Source organism: Chryseobacterium sp. HNCC26DJ241 (assembly GCF_057180505.1).
In genome coordinates this window covers 15,480-34,844 of the sequence record NZ_JBXUGL010000003.1, presented here as the reverse complement: position 1 = coordinate 34,844, position 19,365 = coordinate 15,480, and the positions used below count along the sequence as shown (strand labels likewise).

At 36.8% G+C, this 19,365-nt stretch carries 16 protein-coding genes; 11 read left to right on the top strand and 5 right to left on the bottom strand.

Annotation, left to right across the window (positions count from 1 at the left end; translation table 11 throughout):
• Entirely contained in the window at positions 1-975 is a 975-nt protein-coding gene (locus AC2A1C_RS03370; RefSeq protein ID WP_484023460.1) for a hypothetical protein, read from the bottom strand.
• A 230-nt stretch (positions 976-1,205) separates the two neighbouring features.
• Here AC2A1C_RS03370 and AC2A1C_RS03365 point away from each other — a divergent pair, with 230 nt between their 5' ends.
• The 3 genes from AC2A1C_RS03365 (at position 1,206) to AC2A1C_RS03355 (ending at position 4,241) form a co-directional block, all read left to right on the top strand.
• On the top strand, positions 1,206-2,066 hold the full coding sequence (locus AC2A1C_RS03365; RefSeq protein WP_484023458.1) for an AraC family transcriptional regulator: 861 nt from the start codon (positions 1,206-1,208) through the stop codon (positions 2,064-2,066).
• Positions 2,067-2,148: 82 nt separating this feature from the next.
• Entirely contained in the window at positions 2,149-2,733 is a 585-nt protein-coding gene (locus tag AC2A1C_RS03360) for an O-methyltransferase (protein ID WP_484023456.1), read from the top strand.
• Positions 2,734-2,912: 179 nt separating this feature from the next.
• Positions 2,913-4,241 (top strand): alpha/beta fold hydrolase, encoded by a 1,329-nt coding sequence (locus AC2A1C_RS03355; protein ID WP_484023454.1) that lies wholly within the window; start codon positions 2,913-2,915, stop codon positions 4,239-4,241.
• Positions 4,242-4,285: 44 nt separating this feature from the next.
• On the opposite strand, the gene AC2A1C_RS03350 is transcribed toward AC2A1C_RS03355, so the two are convergent.
• The gene (locus tag AC2A1C_RS03350) at positions 4,286-4,633 is read right to left on the bottom strand and encodes a winged helix-turn-helix transcriptional regulator (RefSeq protein ID WP_484023452.1); all 348 of its coding nucleotides are present in this window, start codon (positions 4,631-4,633) and stop codon (positions 4,286-4,288) included.
• A 112-nt stretch (positions 4,634-4,745) separates the two neighbouring features.
• Between AC2A1C_RS03350 and AC2A1C_RS03345 the strand changes: the two genes are divergently transcribed.
• Together AC2A1C_RS03345 and AC2A1C_RS03340 are read left to right on the top strand one after the other, a co-directional pair.
• The gene (locus AC2A1C_RS03345) at positions 4,746-5,327 is read left to right on the top strand and encodes an isochorismatase family protein (protein WP_484023450.1); all 582 of its coding nucleotides are present in this window, start codon (positions 4,746-4,748) and stop codon (positions 5,325-5,327) included.
• Positions 5,328-5,384: 57 nt separating this feature from the next.
• Positions 5,385-6,134 (top strand): pirin family protein, encoded by a 750-nt coding sequence (locus AC2A1C_RS03340; protein WP_484023448.1) that lies wholly within the window; start codon positions 5,385-5,387, stop codon positions 6,132-6,134.
• 74 nt (positions 6,135-6,208) lie between these two features.
• Here AC2A1C_RS03340 and AC2A1C_RS03335 read toward each other — a convergent pair whose 3' ends face one another.
• Positions 6,209-6,571 (bottom strand): winged helix-turn-helix transcriptional regulator, encoded by a 363-nt coding sequence (locus AC2A1C_RS03335; RefSeq protein WP_484023446.1) that lies wholly within the window; start codon positions 6,569-6,571, stop codon positions 6,209-6,211.
• Between the two features lie 62 nt (positions 6,572-6,633).
• Between AC2A1C_RS03335 and AC2A1C_RS03330 the strand changes: the two genes are divergently transcribed.
• The 6 genes from AC2A1C_RS03330 (at position 6,634) to AC2A1C_RS03305 (ending at position 10,279) form a co-directional block, all read left to right on the top strand.
• The gene (locus AC2A1C_RS03330) at positions 6,634-7,104 is read left to right on the top strand and encodes an ester cyclase (protein ID WP_484023444.1); all 471 of its coding nucleotides are present in this window, start codon (positions 6,634-6,636) and stop codon (positions 7,102-7,104) included.
• Between the two features lie 5 nt (positions 7,105-7,109).
• Positions 7,110-7,688, top strand: a complete 579-nt coding sequence (locus AC2A1C_RS03325) for a hypothetical protein (protein WP_484023442.1) — start codon at positions 7,110-7,112, stop codon at positions 7,686-7,688.
• A 108-nt stretch (positions 7,689-7,796) separates the two neighbouring features.
• Positions 7,797-8,375: a Crp/Fnr family transcriptional regulator gene (locus tag AC2A1C_RS03320; protein WP_484023440.1), complete on the top strand. Its 579-nt coding sequence runs from the start codon at positions 7,797-7,799 to the stop codon at positions 8,373-8,375.
• 241 nt (positions 8,376-8,616) lie between these two features.
• Positions 8,617-9,336: a pirin family protein gene (locus AC2A1C_RS03315; RefSeq protein WP_484023646.1), complete on the top strand. Its 720-nt coding sequence runs from the start codon at positions 8,617-8,619 to the stop codon at positions 9,334-9,336.
• Positions 9,337-9,354: 18 nt separating this feature from the next.
• Positions 9,355-9,927 carry an NADPH-dependent FMN reductase gene (locus AC2A1C_RS03310; RefSeq protein WP_484023439.1) on the top strand — a complete coding sequence of 191 codons (573 nt, stop codon included), beginning with the start codon at positions 9,355-9,357 and terminating at the stop codon, positions 9,925-9,927.
• Positions 9,887-10,279: an OsmC family protein gene (locus AC2A1C_RS03305; protein WP_484023437.1), complete on the top strand. Its 393-nt coding sequence runs from the start codon at positions 9,887-9,889 to the stop codon at positions 10,277-10,279. Before AC2A1C_RS03310 ends, AC2A1C_RS03305 begins: the two co-directional genes overlap by 41 nt.
• A 231-nt stretch (positions 10,280-10,510) precedes the next feature.
• On the opposite strand, the gene AC2A1C_RS03300 is transcribed toward AC2A1C_RS03305, so the two are convergent.
• Both AC2A1C_RS03300 and AC2A1C_RS03295 read right to left on the bottom strand, forming a co-directional pair.
• Entirely contained in the window at positions 10,511-11,044 is a 534-nt protein-coding gene (locus AC2A1C_RS03300) for a hypothetical protein (protein WP_484023435.1), read from the bottom strand.
• 33 nt (positions 11,045-11,077) lie between these two features.
• Complete coding sequence (locus tag AC2A1C_RS03295) at positions 11,078-19,270, bottom strand: beta strand repeat-containing protein (RefSeq protein WP_484023433.1); 8,193 nt, start codon at positions 19,268-19,270, stop codon at positions 11,078-11,080.
• Between the last annotated feature and the right edge of the window lie 95 nt (positions 19,271-19,365).

The window sequence follows — 19,365 nt, the reverse complement described above, 5'->3', positions numbered from 1 at the left end:
TTATTTGAAGCCTAATAGCTTTTTGTTTGCTAATGAAAGTTTATTAACCAAATTATAGTCCGTAAGTATCTTTACTAACTCACCAATTCGTTTAGGTAAATGCGATTTTTCTCTAACTTGTAAATATCTTTTTACACAAGCATCTACGTCAATATTTGTGTTAATTATTGGCGTTTTACTTGAAATTAGTGTCAAATCAGCACCTGTTATTTTTGCAAGCTCAATCAGTTCGTTATTGGTGTAAAATTCACTTGGCCACTTTCCTTTTTTGTTTCCATTTGCATCATTTGATAACAAACAAGCATTTTCTTTCTTCAATGGATATAACCATTTTGAAGGTAAAATGTGGTCAATCTCGTAAGAAGAACGGCTTTTAATATCAAGTTTTATTCCTGTTTTGAAACACTTACCGTCAAATCGTTTAAATAATTCTTCAATGTCTATAAACTCATTTTCCCCTTCAACCAACAAATCTGCAATTCTTCGTCTAACAGATGATTCGTGAAGTTGTTGCTTTGTACGTTTGGGGTTTAGAACTGCATTAATTGCACCTTTACAGCTTCTACATTCCATTTGTCTTTCAAGTGGCCCCCAACCAGAATGTTTGCTGAACGAAGCAAATGGTAAAACTCGACCACAAGTATTGCATTGTTTCCAATAGGCATCAGAGTTTTCGGTTGCAATCCTAAAGAATGCTTCCCAAAAACGTTTGGCTTTTATTGACTCTGACAATGTAAAATCTTCGTCCCAGTGTTCAAATGGTAAATCGGAATCTTTTGAATGGACGTATTCGCATTTTGAACATTTCCATTCACAAGTTTCAAAAGCAGTTTTGGTGTCTAACAACTCACTGCCAATTTTGATATTGTTTAGTTCCTTGCAATTCAGACAAATGAAACCAACCCAAGCATCGTGATATGGAATACCCTCAATTCTTGACAGACCTGTTTTATTTACCGTTTTTCTTCTTGACATTGTTGATTAAAGATTTACAAATATATAAATTTATCTGTTGGCGTTAAATAGGTAAAATAACTAGAGCAGAATCTACAATAGCAATGATACTAATCACTAAAATGCCATCTATAAAAAGTTATTCCCAAAAAGCGAAGCTAAATGAATTCTATTGAATTTTAAAATCCCCATTTAACGTCACAAAACACCCTTCTAAAAACTTCAAAAAACAATTTCACTATCTTTACAAAATGTTCAGAACCATATCCATTGCCGACCTTATTAATCAATCTGATAAACAGATTGATTTTTTGGTGGACAAATTTGAAGATATGGCTGAACCTGAAAATGTGGTGTTTCCGCATAAACACAATTTTTACGAAATTTTGTGGATTGCAAAGGGCAAAAGCAGTCAGAATATTGATTATAAAACGTATTCCGTTTCGGCAGATACCTTGTTTTTTATTTCGCCGGGACAGTTGCATTTATTTGAAGAATGGGAAGATATCGAAGGTTTTGCCATATTATTTACCGAGCAATTTTTCCTGCAAATATTTCAGAATAAAAATATCCTTTTTGAGCTTTCTTATTTAGACAATCTATACGAAAATCCTTTTTTACAACTGAAAAACGAAGACAAAAAAGCAATAGCACCTATTGTAGATTTATTATACCAAGAATCTAAAAACAGCGAACAATCTACCGAAACCATACAAGCATTATTATTGGTTTTGCTAAGGCGAATCCAAAAAATATTTGCTGCAAAAAACAACCTGAATAACAACAAACATCAAATCGTAATTTTCAAGCAGTTTAAACATTTGGTCGAATTAAATTTTGCCAAAAATTTACCCGTTGCAGAATATGCTTCGCAACTCAATATTTCCACACATCATTTGAATACATTCGTAAAAGCAACGAGCGGAAAAACAACCACCGAAATCATCAAGGAACGAATTATTTTGGAAGCTCAACAATTACTGCATTTTTCCGAATTAACGGTAAGCCAAATCGCCGACCAACTGGGTTTTGAAGACAGTAGTTATTTTGCACGTTATTTCAAAAAACAAGTCGGACTTTCGCCGCAGGATTTCAGAAAAAACATTTCCTAAAAGTACCGATAAAAACAGTTTTTGTCCTAACAAATTTCTTTGCTTTGTTCCCATCTTTGCATCATCAAATAATGTAAAAATGATGAGCGAAACAATATCTCAATCCAATACCATTCAAGATTTCTTACTTCAACAACGAAATCGTTGGACAGATTACAACGTGCCTTTTGAAGACGGACAGGAATTAGAAAAACTAATTCTTGCCAACAATTGCAAAAACATTTTAGAAATTGGCACATCAAGCGGACATTCTACCATTTGGTTGGCAAAAGCGGCAGAAAAAACAGGTGGCAAAGTAATCACCATCGAAATAGATAAAGGCAGATTCGAAAAAGCCAAAAAAAATTTTGAAGCAGCAAGCGTTTCCCATTTAATTGAAATGAAATTCGGCGATGCAATGCAAATTATCCCGACACTCAACCAAACTTTCGATTTTGTTTTTTCGGACGCAACGTGGAGTACGCAACCTGCGGAAGGTTATACCAATTTTTTTAAATTATGCGAGCCGAAACTAAAAACAGGCGGATTGTTTACAATGCACAATGTAACCGATGGTTATGGCGATGATGGCAGGTTTTTCAAATATTTGGAAAATTTAGGCACTTATCAAACATCCATTATCAATGTTTCGAACAACGGAATTTCAGTGAGTAAAAAATTAAAATAAAATTAATTTTTTGGGCAGCTATTCCGCCTTCCGCTCCCGCTTTTTTTCTTTTTTGTCATCCTGAGCGGAGTCGAAGGACAAAAAAAGAAAAAAGAGCTCCGCTCAAGTCGGGCTGCAATAAAAGAGCAACAACTAAATGATGTTTTTCAACTTGTACAAAATCCAATAGAAATAAATAAATGAAAAAAATAATTTTAACAACGCTAATAATTCTGCTATCCATTTTCAATAATGTAAAAGCTCAAACCAACCAACAATTTATTGGAAAAACATTTGATTATCAGATTGATAATTTCCACTTAAATTTAGAAATCTTATCCGAAAAACAAGCAAAATGGACATACATTTCCGCTCCCAATAACCAAACTGGCAAAACGTCCATTGAAAATTGCACTATTGAAGAAATTGCCAATGGAATTTATAAAATTTTTTGGACGGAGAAAGATGGGTCTAATGTGGTGGATATTTTTAATTTAAACACCAATGAAGTTTTTGTGGCGTTTACGTTACCCGATAACAAACTGTATAACTACAAAACTTCATTTAAAATTGTTTCAGAAAAGAGAATAGTTTCAGAAAAGAATAAAAATAGGATGAATATAGAAAAAGTGAATTTCAAAAGTAACAGCCAAAATGTGGTGGGACTTTTGTGCAAAAATGATGATAAAAAGAAGAAACCGGCGGTAGTTATTTTAGGACCCATATGTTCGGTAAAAGAGCAATCGCCTATTCAATACGCAACACGATTAGCCGAAAATGGTTTTGTGGCGTTGTGTTTCGATGCAAGAAGCTATGGCGAAAGCGAAGGACAACCACGACAATTTGAAAGCCTGAAAAATAAAGAAGAAGATGTAAAAGCTGCGATTGATTATTTAGTCTCAAGAAATGATGTGGATGCCAATAAAATTTTTGTGATAGGCATCTGTAACGGCACCAATGAAATGATGCAGGTAAGCATTGACGACAAGCGGGTAAAAGCAGTAGCATTGGTTTCGGGAAATTATCTGATAAAAGAAAATATGGAGCATCTTTTAGGCGATGAAAAAACCTGGAATACCCATTTGCAAAGAGCAAAATTGGCGAAAGAAAAATTTGAAAAAACAGGCAAGGTTGAATACATCAAAATAATTGACAACAAAGGAAACGAACAACTTTTGCCTCCATTACCAATTTATGAATGGTATCATCCTTGGGAAAATAAAGCTCCGTATTTTACGTATCGTGGCGGTTGGCAAAACAAAGTAACCGCAATGAGCGAATGGGAAACTTTGAATTTTGATGCCTTGTCTGTGGCAAAAAAAATATCCAAACCTACATTGCTTATTCACGGAGAAATGAGCGATGGCGGTTATGAATGTGCTAAACAAATTTTCAGTGCCATTCCTACACAAAACAAAAAATCCGTTTGGGTGGACAAAACCGTACACTTTCAGTTTTACGACGACCCAAGAGTAATCGGGCAGGCTGCAAATGAAATTGCAAACTGGTTTAATCAGATTGTTGAATAAGTCTGTTTAAGAAAGGAGCAATGTAGGGGAAAGACTCGGCAATATCATGATTTTGATTTAGCGCTGTCCTTAATAATCTTTTGCCGATGCTTTTTCCCCCAATCCTGAATATGTTCTAAAACAGGTTTTAATGTTTTACCGTATTCGGTCATTTCGTATTCTACCGTTACCGGAACGGTTGCAATGGCAGTTCGGGTTATCAGTCCATTTATTTCCAAATCTTTAAGTTCGAGGCTCAGCATTTTGGGAGTTATTTTTTCAATATCTTCCTGTAAATCTTTAAATCTTTTTTTACCGCTGCATAAACTGTACAGAATAGGGAATTTCCATTTTCCACCGATGACTTCCAACGCATCCATCACAGGTTGAATTTCTATTTTATCTTGTTTCATTTTTTATTTGATATTAAATATACAAAAGGATATTAATATACTTATTATATACTTATTGCAAAAGTATAGTAACTATTTTAATTTTGCAACTCATTCTAAAAAAAATAATAAAATGAGTAAGACAAAATTCACGTCAGAAAATACAGCATTATTGCTTATTGACCACCAAGTGGGAACTATGAAATTAATTAAAAACATCCCTTTGGAAGAAGTACAAAAGAAAACCTTGGCTTTGGCAAAAATGGCAAAAGTGCTGAATATACCTGTTATATTAACCAGTGCCGCACAAGGTCCATTGCTACCAGAACTGGCTGAAATTCTACCCGATGCTTTCGAAAAAAGAATAAAAAGAGAGGGAATTGTAAACTGTTGGGAACATAAAGATTTCCGTGACGCAGTATTGGCAACAGGAAAAAAGAATTTGATTATGGCAGGTGTAACCACAGATGTTTGCTTAGTTTACCCAGCTATAAGTGCTGTTGAAGAAGGGTTTAATGTTCAGGCGGTAATGGATGCTTCAGGTTCGCCATTTGATTTGAGCGAAAATTTAAGCCAGCAAAGAATGGCAAAAGCCGGAGTAGTTTTAACTGCAACCAATACATTGATGGCAGAAATTGCACAAGACTGGGCAAGACCAGAAGGTGGAGAGCTGTTAGGGATTTTGTTCACCGATGTTTTACCATCAATGGCATAAATAAAATGTTTCAGGCATTGTTAATAAGGCTTGAAATATTTTAAAAAATAAGAGACTATGTTTATTATTAACAAAGATTCGGAAAGGCAAAAAGCAGGGCACGGCAATTTCAGCATAAACATTGTAATACCGGGACGGAATACGGGCAATGACGATTTAGGCTTTTATAACCTGGGCAGATTTGATGATGCTCATTTGAAACCCGGCGCATTTATCGGTATGCATCCGCATCAAAACGACGAAATACTCACGTTGATACGTAGTGGTACAATGCTTCATAAAGACAGCACAGGCAAAGAAATTGCTGTAACTCCCCAAAATATAATGTTGATGAATGCCGGTAGCGGTATTTATCACGAAGAAAGTATTCCTGCCGATAGGTATAAAGACGATGTACGGTTGTTGCAAATTTTTATTCGACCTGAAAACGAAAACGATGCCCCTCAAGTGCAGTTTGCGAATGCAGGCGAACTAATTCCCAATCAATGGCGGCTTGTTGCAGGACCAAAAAGTAGCAATGCTCCGCTTGAAATCAAAAGTAATATTTTGGTATATGACATTGAAACGGAGGATAATAGTATTATAAATTTACCCAAGCCATTTTTTAAGGACACCATTTATTTTATTTATGTATTTAGTAGTGAAATAAATATCAACCAAACACAATTAGAGAAAGGCGATAGCTTTATTACGGACGAGGGAAATTTAACAATCAAATCCAATTCAAAAAGTACGATTGTATCTTTTATGATTGACAAAAAAGCCACTTATACAACAAACGGGATGTATAGTGGAATGAGAAGGTAAATTCTAATTGAATCTTAGATTTGTTCTTCTGTTAATGCCAGGAAATTAAACCGAACAATATTTTGTACGTTATGCTAATCACCATCTTGCTCCTCTAAATCACTATCAACAAACTGCTTTCCCCATTCGCAAATTTTGTCCAGTATGGGCAGCACAGACTTACCAAAATCAGTCAATGAATATTCAACTCGTAGCGGAACTTCATCAAACTGTTTACGGATGATAAGACCATCATCAGCCAACTCTTTCAATTGTTGCGACAAGACTTTTTTAGAAATCAGAGGAACAATCGCTGCTAACTTCCCAAATCTTTTGTTTCCGTTAGACAAATAGAATAAAATAATTGGCTTCCAGCGTCCGCCAATTTTTGCAATAGCTGCTGTTAAAGGACAATTATAGGGATTTTCCGTATGCTTCTTTTTTTGAGTGGTTACCATTGGGTAAGTAGTTTATGATAGTATCATTTTGATACCAAGGTACAAATTTATACCTTTGTACGATGATAAAAACAAAAAAAAATTTCATTTTTTCTTTCGTTGCTGTGTTGCTGCTGAGTACAACGGCTTTTGCACAAACTAAGGAAATACAAAAAACTAATTCCGCTAACAAAAAACTACTATTGCACATCGTTGATAACCTGTTCAACAAAGGAGATACCACAGTTGCCGACAAGTATTTTGTGCCGGAATTTGCTACAGAAGAAAAAGCATTTACACAGCTCATCCGCACCGCATTTCCTGATTTGATAATAACCGTAGATATTATGGTTGCCGAAAATAATATGATTGCCGCAAGATGGATCGCCACCGGCACACATAAAGGTGCATTTCTTGGTATAAACCCGACAAACAAAAAAGTATCCTGGAAAGGCTCATGGTTTTGGACTTTTAAAAACGGAATCGTTACAGATGGCATGGGCAAAGGTTCATGGGACGCACTGGGATTAATGAAACAACTACAATCAAAATAACAACTATGAATAAGATATATTCTCTAATAGACAAAACATCTAAAAAACCGTTCATCTTCATTTTAATTGGGCTTTTAATTGTTTTCAATGTATTGATGAATGCCCCCGGTTTACCGACCAGCACACCGTCTATGCAAAAAATTTCACCCACATTTACACCTTTCGACTTACAGGCCAAAGGTTATACTGTTGAAAGTTTTACCAGCGACCTGAACAACTTAGGAACGGAAGGGAGAAGCATCTATAAGAATTTCATGCTTTGCGATATTTTCTTTCCCGCCATTTATGCCCTAACATTTTCATCACTTATTTTTTTAGTATTCCGCAATCGAAAAAATGGGTTGAAGTTTTTGTTCCTGGTTCCGCTGCTCACAGGGCTTGCAGATTATGTTGAAAATATTTTTATCACCCTATCATTTTCAAGCTACCCTTCTTCCAGTCATTTAGCGGTTTCATTAGCAAGTATCGCTACACAGGTAAAAATGTTCTTCAATATCTTATTGATTTTATCATTGCTATTAACGCTTGGTGCATGGATATTCAGTTTGTTCAATAAAAATAAACAGGCACACACAACGGCGTAGGGACAAAATCCTCATTCTATCAACGCTGATCTGCTAAATTTAAATTTTTAAAAAAACACATGGGAACTACCAACGGCATAGCTTTGCAAAAAATCTTCCGCTAAAGAAATGTACGAAGAGATTAATCAATATTTCCAAAACTGCATCCAGTTAAACCAGGAACAGCTCTCCATTGCCAATAAACATTTTGAAAGAAAAGTATTTCCCAAAAAAACTTTCTTACTGCGCCAGGGCGAGGTCTGTAGGTTTGAAGCCTTTATTGTAAAAGGGCTTGTAAAAACGTACTATATCGACAATAATGGTTTTGAAGTGATTTTAACCTTTGCCTGCGAAAACTGGTGGGTAAGCGACATCACCAGTTTTCACGAACAAACGCCCGGCAAAATGTTTATCGAAACCTTAGAAGAAACCGAGTTGTTGATGCTCAATCTTTCAGGCAAGGAAATATTGTTACGAGAAATTCCGCTTATGGAAAGAATGTTCCGACTGATGGTGCAGCGGCATTTAACCGGCTTGCAGGAACGGTTGTACAACTACATGGCGCTCTCTGCCGAAGACCGTTATGATTTATTTTTAGAAAAATACCCCACGCTTCCGCAACGTATTCCCCAACACCTTATTGCAAGCTATGTAGGTGTGTCTGCCGAGTTTTTGAGCCGAATCAGAAAGAGAAAATTGAAAAAATAATGTAGCCGTTTCATTTCTTGAACCAGGTCAATGTTTTTCTCCTATCCTCCATACTAATTTTGGGTCATCAAATCATTTCAGAAAAATGGACAGAAAAGATTTCATCAAGAAGGGTTTTTTAGGTTCAGTAATTTTTGCTTCCACAGGAGCTTTGGCCAATGTTGTTAAGAACAATATTGATGAATTACAGGAACTGGAGCTCATCGGTTTTAATCACATTAAAAATACAAATTCAACAATTATGGCAAATACAGTTTTGCACAAAGCCGCTACAAGAGGCGTTGCAGACCACGGTTGGCTCAACTCTCATCATACATTCAGTTTTGCAAACTACTACAATCCGGAGCGGATGCACTTTGGCGTACTCAGGGTTTTAAACGATGACATTGTGGATAATGGAATGGGCTTTGGCACACATCCGCACGACAATATGGAAATCATCAGTATTCCACTGGAAGGAGATTTGGAACATAAAGACAGTATGGGAAATACCGCCGTCATAAAACACGGCGACATACAGGTAATGAGCGCAGGAACTGGTATCACGCACAGCGAGTACAACAAGAACAAGGATAGAAAAGTAAAATTCCTACAGATATGGGTGTTCCCCAACAAAAAGAATGTAACGCCACGCTATGATCAAATCACTTTAAATGTAGCCGACAGACACAACAAACTACAACAAATTCTCTCGCCCAATGAAGCAGATGGAGGTGTTTGGATACACCAAGATGCCTGGTTTCACCTGGGTAAATTTGATTCCGGGTTTTCTACCGGCTACCAATTAAAAAACAAGGACAATGGCGTATATGCTTTTGTAATAAAAGGAAGTTTTACCGTAAACGGACAAGCTTTGGAAGAAAGAGACGGGTTGGGCGTTTGGGATATTGATGCGTTGGATATAAGAGCCGATTCGCAAGACGCAGAAATTTTATTGATGGAAGTACCAATGACTTTATAATTAAACAACATAGCAACAATGAAACTAATTGCATTTGGAGCCAGTGCAAGTAAAAGCTCCATAAACAAAGCCTTTGCAACATTTGCAGCCAGCCTGTTTGAAGACGCTGAAGCAGAAATTTTAGATTTAAATGATTTTCCGTTGCCACTTTTTACAGTTGATGCAGAGCAGGAATTGGGTATTCCCGAAAACGTGAAATTATTTTACAACAAATTGGAAGGAGCCGATTTAATCATCATTTCCGTGTCAGAACACAATGGAACTTATACCGCAGTATTTAAAAATTTATTCGACTGGGTGTCCCGACACAAATTAAAAATGTTTGAAAACAAAAAGCTACTGTTGGTTGCTACAGCCCCCGGACCAAGGGGCGGTAAAGGTGCTATGGATGCTGCATTGATTCGTTTCCCTATACACGGTGCGGAAATAATTGGTAGTTTCTGTTTGCCCAAATTCCAGGAAAATTTTGATCCGGAAAAGGGAATTATCAATAACGAACTTGATGCAGCATTTACAACAGTTATAGAACAGGCAAAACAACAATTGAATTATGAAGACAGTGTCAGCAATCATCAGGCAGGAGCATTATAAAACATTGCTTACAACAGCCACGAACCAAATCATTGCTGATGAGCCTGAAAGCAATGGTGGTAATGACCTGGGATTTTCACCAACAGAATTATTGTGTTCTGCATTGGCAACCTGCACATCGGTGACGTTAAGGATGTATGCCGACAGAAAGGGTTACCCGCTTGAAAGTGTTGAGGTGGATATTTTCTTTAGCCGTGATAAGAAAAAAAACACCACTTCACTGGAAAGAAAAATAAAACTGAACGGCAACTTATCACCGGAAGAACAAAGCAGGTTGTTGCAAGTGGCCAACCAGTGTTTTATACACAAAACACTTACCAATCCAATAGAAATTGAAACGAGTTTGGTATAGAAATTTTAATTTGGAATCTTAAAAAAGTGAGAATAAATAAAACTACTATCGTTAGCATCACATTAACTTATTGGTAATTTGTATAAATTTTGGACTCACGCTTTCTACGTTTTTTAAACCATAAGGTGTAAAAATGTTTATGTGAACATTCCAAAAGTGCTATTTGATTATTAAACCAAAAAACAAAAGCCGCTTCAATATGTGCTTGAAGCGGCTTTATTTTCTATAAATTTACTGTTTCCAAAATGACCAAACAGTTCCATTAAAAACAGCGAGCTGTTTTGCTACAGTATCATATACCATCATTCCCGGAGCAGGATTGATAATATTAAGATGTGGACTGGCTACCTTCGGCAAAACCATAGCTTTATTGGTGTCTTCCAAAACCAAAACTCCCGGTGTTGAACTCAAGACTCCTATTGCCACTTTTGCACCAGTAAGTTCTGTTTCAGAATTTTGGATGGTAACTCCGTCCACATTCGTCAATGGGTCTATGGTAGTTCCTGTAGTATCCACCGAAAGATCTTTCCAACCTGAAGCATATTTTATCTTCACTTTATGATCCGTAAGATCATAAATGATTGTTCCATCTACAACTCCTGTAACACTGGCAGTTGAAGTAACCCAAGGTAGTACTAACCCTTTATTAGCCGAGCCAAATTCCAGAGAAACCGAAGCAGAAGACACAGAAGATTTTCCTATCGCTACCTGTGAAAAAACAGAGCCTGAAAATAAACCTATTATTACTATACTTATATTTTTCATGATATCTCTAATTTTAGTCATTAAAAAATTTAGTTACGGACAAGTTTGAGTGTTGAAACAAGACCATCCTGAAGGTGTTCCGTCTGTATTGACCTGTAAACAATCCAAAGTTATATTATACACCATCATTCCTTCCACCAAATCCGAAGCCGGAATAGCATTAACTTGTGCTGTCGTAAGTCTGTTGATAACGAAACCTTTGGTTTTAGATTCCAATACAGTCCATGCTCCTTTTCTCACCATTGGCCAGTTGCCATTATTAGCTCCTGCTCTTCCCAAAGCAGTGATACCGTGTTGTGTATCCAAAACAGTTCCTGAAGTAACAGCCGGCTGATAACAGAATGCACTTGCACTAACAATCAAACTTGTAAGATAAAGTGTTGCCGTATCACATGCTTGCGGAACTCCAATATCACAGATGGTATACACTACCGGAATAGTTCCTGTGAAAGTTGCCAATGGAACAAATGTGTAGGTTCCGTTCGCATTCATAGTAACACTTCCTACTCCGGAAATTGTAGTTGCCGAACCTATTGTTAAAGGTGTTCCATTGACTGATGAACTTGTCACGCTGAAAGTATTTCCTTCAGGATCAGTGTCATTAGTTGCTATACTACCATTGATGGTTGTATTTTGCGGAGCAGCTTTAGCATCATCATTTGCAAAAATAACATTTCCGCTATCTGATGAAACCGTAATATTCAAATTCGCAGTATCCGTACCTCCGTTTCCATCTGATATAGTATAAGTTACTGTATTAATACTTCCTGTAAATCCAGCTGTAGGAACAAAAGTATAAGTACCATTGGAATTTAAAGTTAAAGTTCCAGCATTGGCCACTGTATTTCCTGTACTATCTACTCCTGAAACTACTGTTGGAGTTCCTAATGGTATTGATGCTGAGCTTACAGTAAGGGTATTTCCATCCGGATCAGAATCATTAGCCAAAACATTGGAAGATACATTCGTTCCTATTTCGGTATAAGCGGTATCATTTTGTGCTATAGGTTTGTCATTAGCTGTTGAAGATATTTGAGCTACAGTTTTTATGATAAGTATAGCAGTATCAGTACTTCCTATATTATTAACACCGGTATAATTTACAGGAACAGAACCCGTAAAAGTAGATGTCGGTATAAAGGTATATGTTCCGTTGCTGTTCAGTGTCATAGATCCAGCTAAAGTTCCGGAAGCATTATAAATATTGGTCGCAACTCCTAAAGGTAATGGGGTAACAACGTTGGAAGCATTAAGATAAGTTGCAGATTGTACACTAATTACACTAGTGTCATTAGTAATAACATTTCCATTAATTGTAGTACCCTGCGGAATCTGCTGAATATCATTTTGAGCATCTACTGAGCAAGCACTAGTTGCCGAATTATATGCAGAACCTGATCCTTGTGCCACATCTGCTCCTATATCCGCAGTTCCTCCGGAATTTACAAGATTTGGAACTCCATTAGTATTTATTCCTCCTGTTGTGGATATATTGATGCTTCCGTTAGCATTAAGCTGGCTTGTTATTACATTTTCATCTCCTTCCAACGCATCATAACAACCATCTCCATCAGAATCCAAATCCAAATAATCTGGTGTTCCGTCTCCATCTAAATCTCTACATGACTGAATGCTTATATTATCAACATGAATATCGTCATCATTAGTATTTCCTGAAGTATAAACCAAAGCAAGTGTTCCACTGGCAGGAACTGTAGACGGTAATGTAATGGCAAGATCTGTATATGTACCTATTGCACTTCCATTATTATAACTGTTAAGAACCGTAGTACTTATTGAAGCACCATTATTGGATGCAATGGTACCAAGACCATTTGCATTATTGGTGGTCATAAGAACATAATTTGTTCCTGCATAATTTACAGCTAAAGTAATTCCCGAGGTTGCAGTATTTACAATATTATCCCTGTTCTGAACTCTTATATTAATTACAGGTGAAGCTCCTGTCCATTTTATATTACTTACATTTTGTGAAAGTGTCTGAGTTGTATTATCTGTAACAAATTGTATTGAAGAATTGGAATCAGAAATGATCTGGCCTCCACTTAAAGTCCATCCAGTGACTGAACTTATATTCACATTATTACCAAGACCGTTAAAGCCTCCTGATGTTATTCTCTCAATCGAATTACATTCTACAGAATCCAGAATTCCATCATTATCATCATCCAGATCATCGGCATCAGGTACTCCGTCTCCATCTGTATCCAAACAATTAGTTACTGAAGCATTTTTGGCATTACCCACACCTTGTCCCTGATCTCCTCCTACATCCGCAGTACCTCCAGAATTTACCAAGACAGGAACACCTTGCGCATCTACTGAACTATTAATACTTCCATTACCATTAAGCTGACTTGCCGCAACATTTTCATCCCCTTCAATAGCATCAAAACATCCGTCTCCATCTGCATCTAAATCCAAATGATCCTGAGTCCCATCTCCATCTGTATCACATGTAAATGCCAATACTGATACATTATCTATAGACCAGTCATCCTGAGTTGCATTATCCCTGAATGTTAAAGTAGCTGTATTAGGAACAGAAGTATTAGGAATATTGAGTGTAAAAGTAGTAGTTGTAAAACCAGAAACATTAGCAGTGGTAAATGGTACAAAATTAGAAGTTGCGCCATTACTCAATGTTATGGTTACATTATTGACAGCAGCGTTTCTTACTGTACTGTTATCAATGGTTGCATATACAATTCCATTTAATAATATTTGCAAACTTGCTGTATTTCCGGCTGAATTACCTCCATCCTGAGCTCCCAATGTTATTGTTAACGGGATTGTGGTGTTGGTTTTTCTTAAATTAGTTAATGTTTGAGAAAGATTTGCGTTAGTTGCATTATCAGTAATGATACTTACCTCATTAGCAGCATAAGTCCATCCTCCTGCTAATGTCCATCCAGTAGCATTGCCCGTAAAAGTTCCGTTGGTAACTACTGTATTACCCGGACATTCCACATTATCTAAAATTCCGTCATTGTCATCATCAAGATCAGTTACATCAATAATTCCGTCTCCATCTGTATCTACTGGTGGAGAATCTGTATCTGTAGCTGTATTATTGGCTGTATTGGTATCTGTAAAATTGGATGGCAGCGTTACTGTTGCTGTATTCACTAAATTTCCAGTATAGCCTACAGGAACATTCACGGTTATAGTATACGTTACTGTACCTCCTATTGGAATGCTAACTGTATCATTGATAGCTCCTGTCTGAGTTCCGACTACTGAAGTAGTGGCGCCACCTGCAACAGCCGCTGTATAACTAACATTAGCAGCAAGAATTCCTGAAGGAACAGGATCTGAAACCGTAGCTCCAAATACTCCGAAAGGTCCATTGTTACTTACAACAACTGTATAAACAGAAGAAGCTCCCGGAACATATTCAGTAATACTATTCGTTTTTGTAATACCAAGATCAGTACTAAAAGTAATAGGTGCTGTCACACAATGAGCTCCATCAACTGATGCTGTAGTAGGAGAATTTGAAATTAATACTCTTTGACCATTGGTAAGATCAAATTGATAAAAACCTCCTGAATTAGAAGCTCCATAAATAGATCCTGAAGAAGAACCAAACATTGCTCCGAAAGCATTGGCTCCTGGTGCTGTACCTATTGTAGTAATTGCTCCGCCACTGGTACTAAAGGAAACCAGTTGCCCATTTGCATCATTAACAGCATATAATAATCCCGTACTTGTACTATAAGCCATATCCGAAAACACAATATTGGTTGAAAGCGGAATAGAGGTCGCTACAAGAGTAGTGAGATTAATCCTATACATTGAAGTATTTGTACCTGATAATTTTACATAGTAGTTGCCTAAATTATCTATTTCCCCCGAATTATAATAAGCTGCTGGCAATCCTGTCACTGTTCCCAGTGCATTATAAGTACCATCTGCATTTATTCGAAGTAATGTATTGGTATTTACTCGTATTGCATACATAAAACCATCCAAAGGATTGATACCGATAGCATTATACTCAAAACCAATAGCTGATCCGATTTGTGGATAAGTAAATGGATTGGTTGCTGTATTTATACTATAAAGAATTGTATTGGTTCCCTGAGAAAGATACATTGTAGAAGTACATCCGAATCCTGTTAAACACTGAATGTCCTGTATTCCGGAATTTGAAGAAGTTCCTATTCCTTGTCCTTGATCTCCGCCTACATCTGCAGTACCTCCTGAGTTTACAAGATTTGGAACACCTTGAACATTTATCCCTCCATTGGTGGTAATATTGATACTTCCATTTGCATTAAGTTGAGCTGTTGTTACATTCTCATCTCCTTCCAATGCATCATAACATCCGTCTCCATCTTCATCTAAATCCAAATGATCCTGAGTTCCATCTCCATCTGTATCACATGTAAATGCTAATACTGATACATTATCTAATAACCAGTCATCATTCGCAGTGGTGGCTCTAAATGCTAAAGTAGCCGTGTTAGGAACAGAAGTATTAGGAATATTAACGGTAAAAGTTTGAGTAGTATAACCTGTTGCACTAGCAGTGGTAAATGGTACAAAAGTAGAAGTTGCGCCATTACTCAATGCTATGGTTACGTTATTAGTAGCAATATTTCTTATTGTACCATTGGTGATAGTAGCGTATATAATACCGTTTAATACTATATCTAAAGATGCTGTAGAACCTGCTGCATTAGCATTATCCTGAGCTCCTAAAGTAATAGTTACCGGAATTGTGGTGTTGGTTTTCCTTAAATTAGTTAAACTTTGAGAAATATCTATATTCGTTGCATTATTAGTAGTGAAAGTTACTTGATTAGCAGCATAAGCCCACCCTCCTGCTAATGTCCATCCGGTAGCATTTCCTGTAAAAGTTCCGTTGGTAACTACTGTATTACCCGGACATTCCACATTATCTAAAATTCCGTCATTGTCATCATCAAGATCGGTTATATCGATAATTCCGTCTCCATCGGAGTCTATTGGTGAGGTATTGGTATCTGTAGCTGTATTATTGGCTGTATTGGTGTCTGTAAAATTGGATGGTAGTGTTACTGTTGCAGTATTTACTAAATTACCAGTATAACCTAAAGGGACGCTTACAGTTATAGTATATGTTACTGTACCTCCTATTGGGATGTTAACCGTATCATTGATAGCTCCTGTCTGAGTTCCGACTACTGAAGTAGTGGCGCCACCTGCAACAGCTGCTGTATAACTAACATTAGCAGCAAGAATTCCTGAAGGAACAGGATCTGAAACCGTAGCTCCCAATACTCCGAAAGGTCCATTGTTACTTACAACAACTGTATAAACAGAAGAAGCTCCCGGAACATATTCTGAAACGCCATCCGTTTTTGTTATAGCAAGATCTGTATTAAAAGTAATAGGTGCTGTCACACAATGAGCTCCATCGTTTACTCCACTTGAAGGAGAGCCAGAAAGCAATACTTTTTGACCATTGGTAATGTTAAATTGATAAAAACCTCCAGAATTTAAAGCACCATATATTTCTCCTGTGCTTGAGGCAAACATTGCCCCAAAATCAAGAACTCCCGGTGCTGGTCCAATTGTCGTAATAACTCCTGAAGAAGGATTAACTGAAACCAGTTGTCCATTTGCTGCATTTACACCGTACAACAATCCTGTATTAATATTATAAGCAAGATCGGGTATATTCATAGTACTTGTAAGGGTAACAGTAGTTGTTGTGAGAGTAGTAAGATTTACTTTGTATAGCAAATTATTAGTACCTGGTGTTTTCACATAATAATTTCCTAAATTATCAAATTCTCCTGCATTAGGACCAGAAGGTAGCCCTGTTACTGTTCCAAGATTGTTAAATGTACCATCAGATTCTATACGAATTAACGAATTTGAAGTAATTCCGTATATAAATCCATCAAGCGGATTGATACCTATTGCATTATAAGTAATACCAGAATTACTTCCAATCTGCGGATATGTAAACGGATTTGTAGATGTATTTATATTAAATAAACCAGTATTCGAATTCTGAGAAAGATACATGGAAGAAGTACATCCAAATCCGGTGAGACACTGAATATCCTGTATTCCGGAATTGGTAGAAATTCCTACTCCTTGTCCTTGATCTCCACCTACATCTGCGGTACCTCCGGAATTCACTAAAGTCGGAACTCCCTGAGAATCTATAGTACTGTTAATACTTCCGTTTCCATTGAGTTGAGCAGTTGTCACACTTTCATCCCCTTCTATAGCATCAAAACAACCATCTGCATCACTATCTAAATCCAAATGATCAGGAATACCATCTCCGTCTGTATTAATAGTAATACAATCATATCCACTAAGCTCATAAATAGAATATGAACCACTTGCATCTGTGTCATAATATTGAAATAGTATTCGTGATACCGTGAATCCTGTAAAATTAAGATTAACCAATCCCGGAGTTCCTGTTGTATTACTAGAACTACCGGTAAATCTGTTAGACCCTGAAAACGTAACCTGTGTACCTGCTGCAAAAGAATACATAGAAGAAGTAATGGTAATCAAATTATTGTTCTGGTCATACGCATTTACAATTACATTGTCTCCGGCATCAATATCTAAAAGTCTGAAAGTAAGTTGATTTATAGGACTCTGAAAAGTAAGATTAGCTTCTATTCTTTCATTAAAATTGGTAGCTGTGCCAATTTGCCCGATATTAATTGCATTACCCGTAAATCCTGCATCTGTAACATGACCCCCGCTAATTCTCTGGTATTCAAGCGATCCAGGTAAAGTTTCTATAACAGAAAGTGTCATATAATTATCTCCAATAGCAGCCTGAGCATTACTTCCCGTAAAAACAGCTGTTGCAGAAGCATTAGTAGTAGTAAGTGGTACCTGAGAAACCGAACAAGTCATTTCAGAGGAATCAGGAATACCATCATTATCATCATCTATATCCAGATAATTTGCAATTCCATCACTATCTGTATCCGAAAAATCCGGTGTTACGGTAACACTTGCTGTATTATTTGTACTATTAGCTTCCCCATTATCACCAGAAATTGTGGCTGTATTCGTATAGCTTCCTGTAGCTTTTACAGTTGCTATTATATTAAGCGTTGCACTCGAACCTGAATTCAGATTTCCTATTGTCCAAACTCCTGTTGCGCTATTATAAGAACCTACAGATGCTACAGAATTGATGTATGTAAATCCTGAAGGAAGTAAATCATTAACAACAACATTAGTATCATTAGAAGGTCCGGTATTACTCGCTGTTACTGTAAAATTTACGTTTGTTAAAGGAGTAGGTGATGCAATATCTACTGTTTTTGTAACTGCAAGATTGCTCTCCAAAGTGCTTACACCTATTGTAAAAGTATCTCCTCCATTTGAGCTAGTAGTAGAAGAGTTCCAAGTAGCACCGCCACCATTCCCTCTCATATACATTCTTAAAGTAATAGTAGTAATGCCTTGTCCCGTAAACAAAACTGAACCTTGAGCCGTACCGGCACCTGTAGCTGTAGGATTTGCGGCACTGTTATTAATTTGGGATCCTGATACTGAAAGAGGTGTTGTGCCTGATAACAAAGAAAGCGTAACAGGTACATTAGAAGAGACCACATCAAATTCTGTTGAAAATCCTAATGTCCCGCTAATACCTCCTAAACCAGCAAAATGCAGTATTGGGTTATTTACAGCCCTATCAAATCCAATAACTAAGTCTGCCATTCTATACCTTCCTGTAGTAGAAACTCCGGCAGCTTGAAGAGGAGCAGAAAAAGCAGTAATGGCCACCGAATTATTATTGGCAACGTTTATACCATTTCCAGATGTAGCACCTGAAGATGTAAAGTTAGCCGCAGAAGGAGCTCCATATGTATTCATAGCAGGAAAAATAGGGCCAGCTGCTCCAGCCGTGTGTCCTATAGCTACACCTGTATTGGTAGAAACCGTAGACAAGGTATATTGCTGACTATTCAATGTATAACTCACATTAATTGCTGGTGTATAAGTAGCAAACGTATTTCCGGTAGGATTATTAGTATTATTTCTAAACCTTATAGATGTCGAAATTACCGGACCATTTCCGGTGGGATTTCCATCACCGGATGCCATTTCCAGAGAAGCATTTTGTGCTTCTGCATAAAAAACAAAAAATAATCCTATGAGCAAAAAAAGTTTTTTTTTGATAAAAAATTTTGGATTATTAACGGTAGTAATTTTTTTTACTTTCATAGATTCTATGGTTAGTTAGTTTTAGATATCCTTTAAAAGCACAAACATAATTCAATTCAAAAATAATTAAATTACCTAACAAAAATAATAAATTA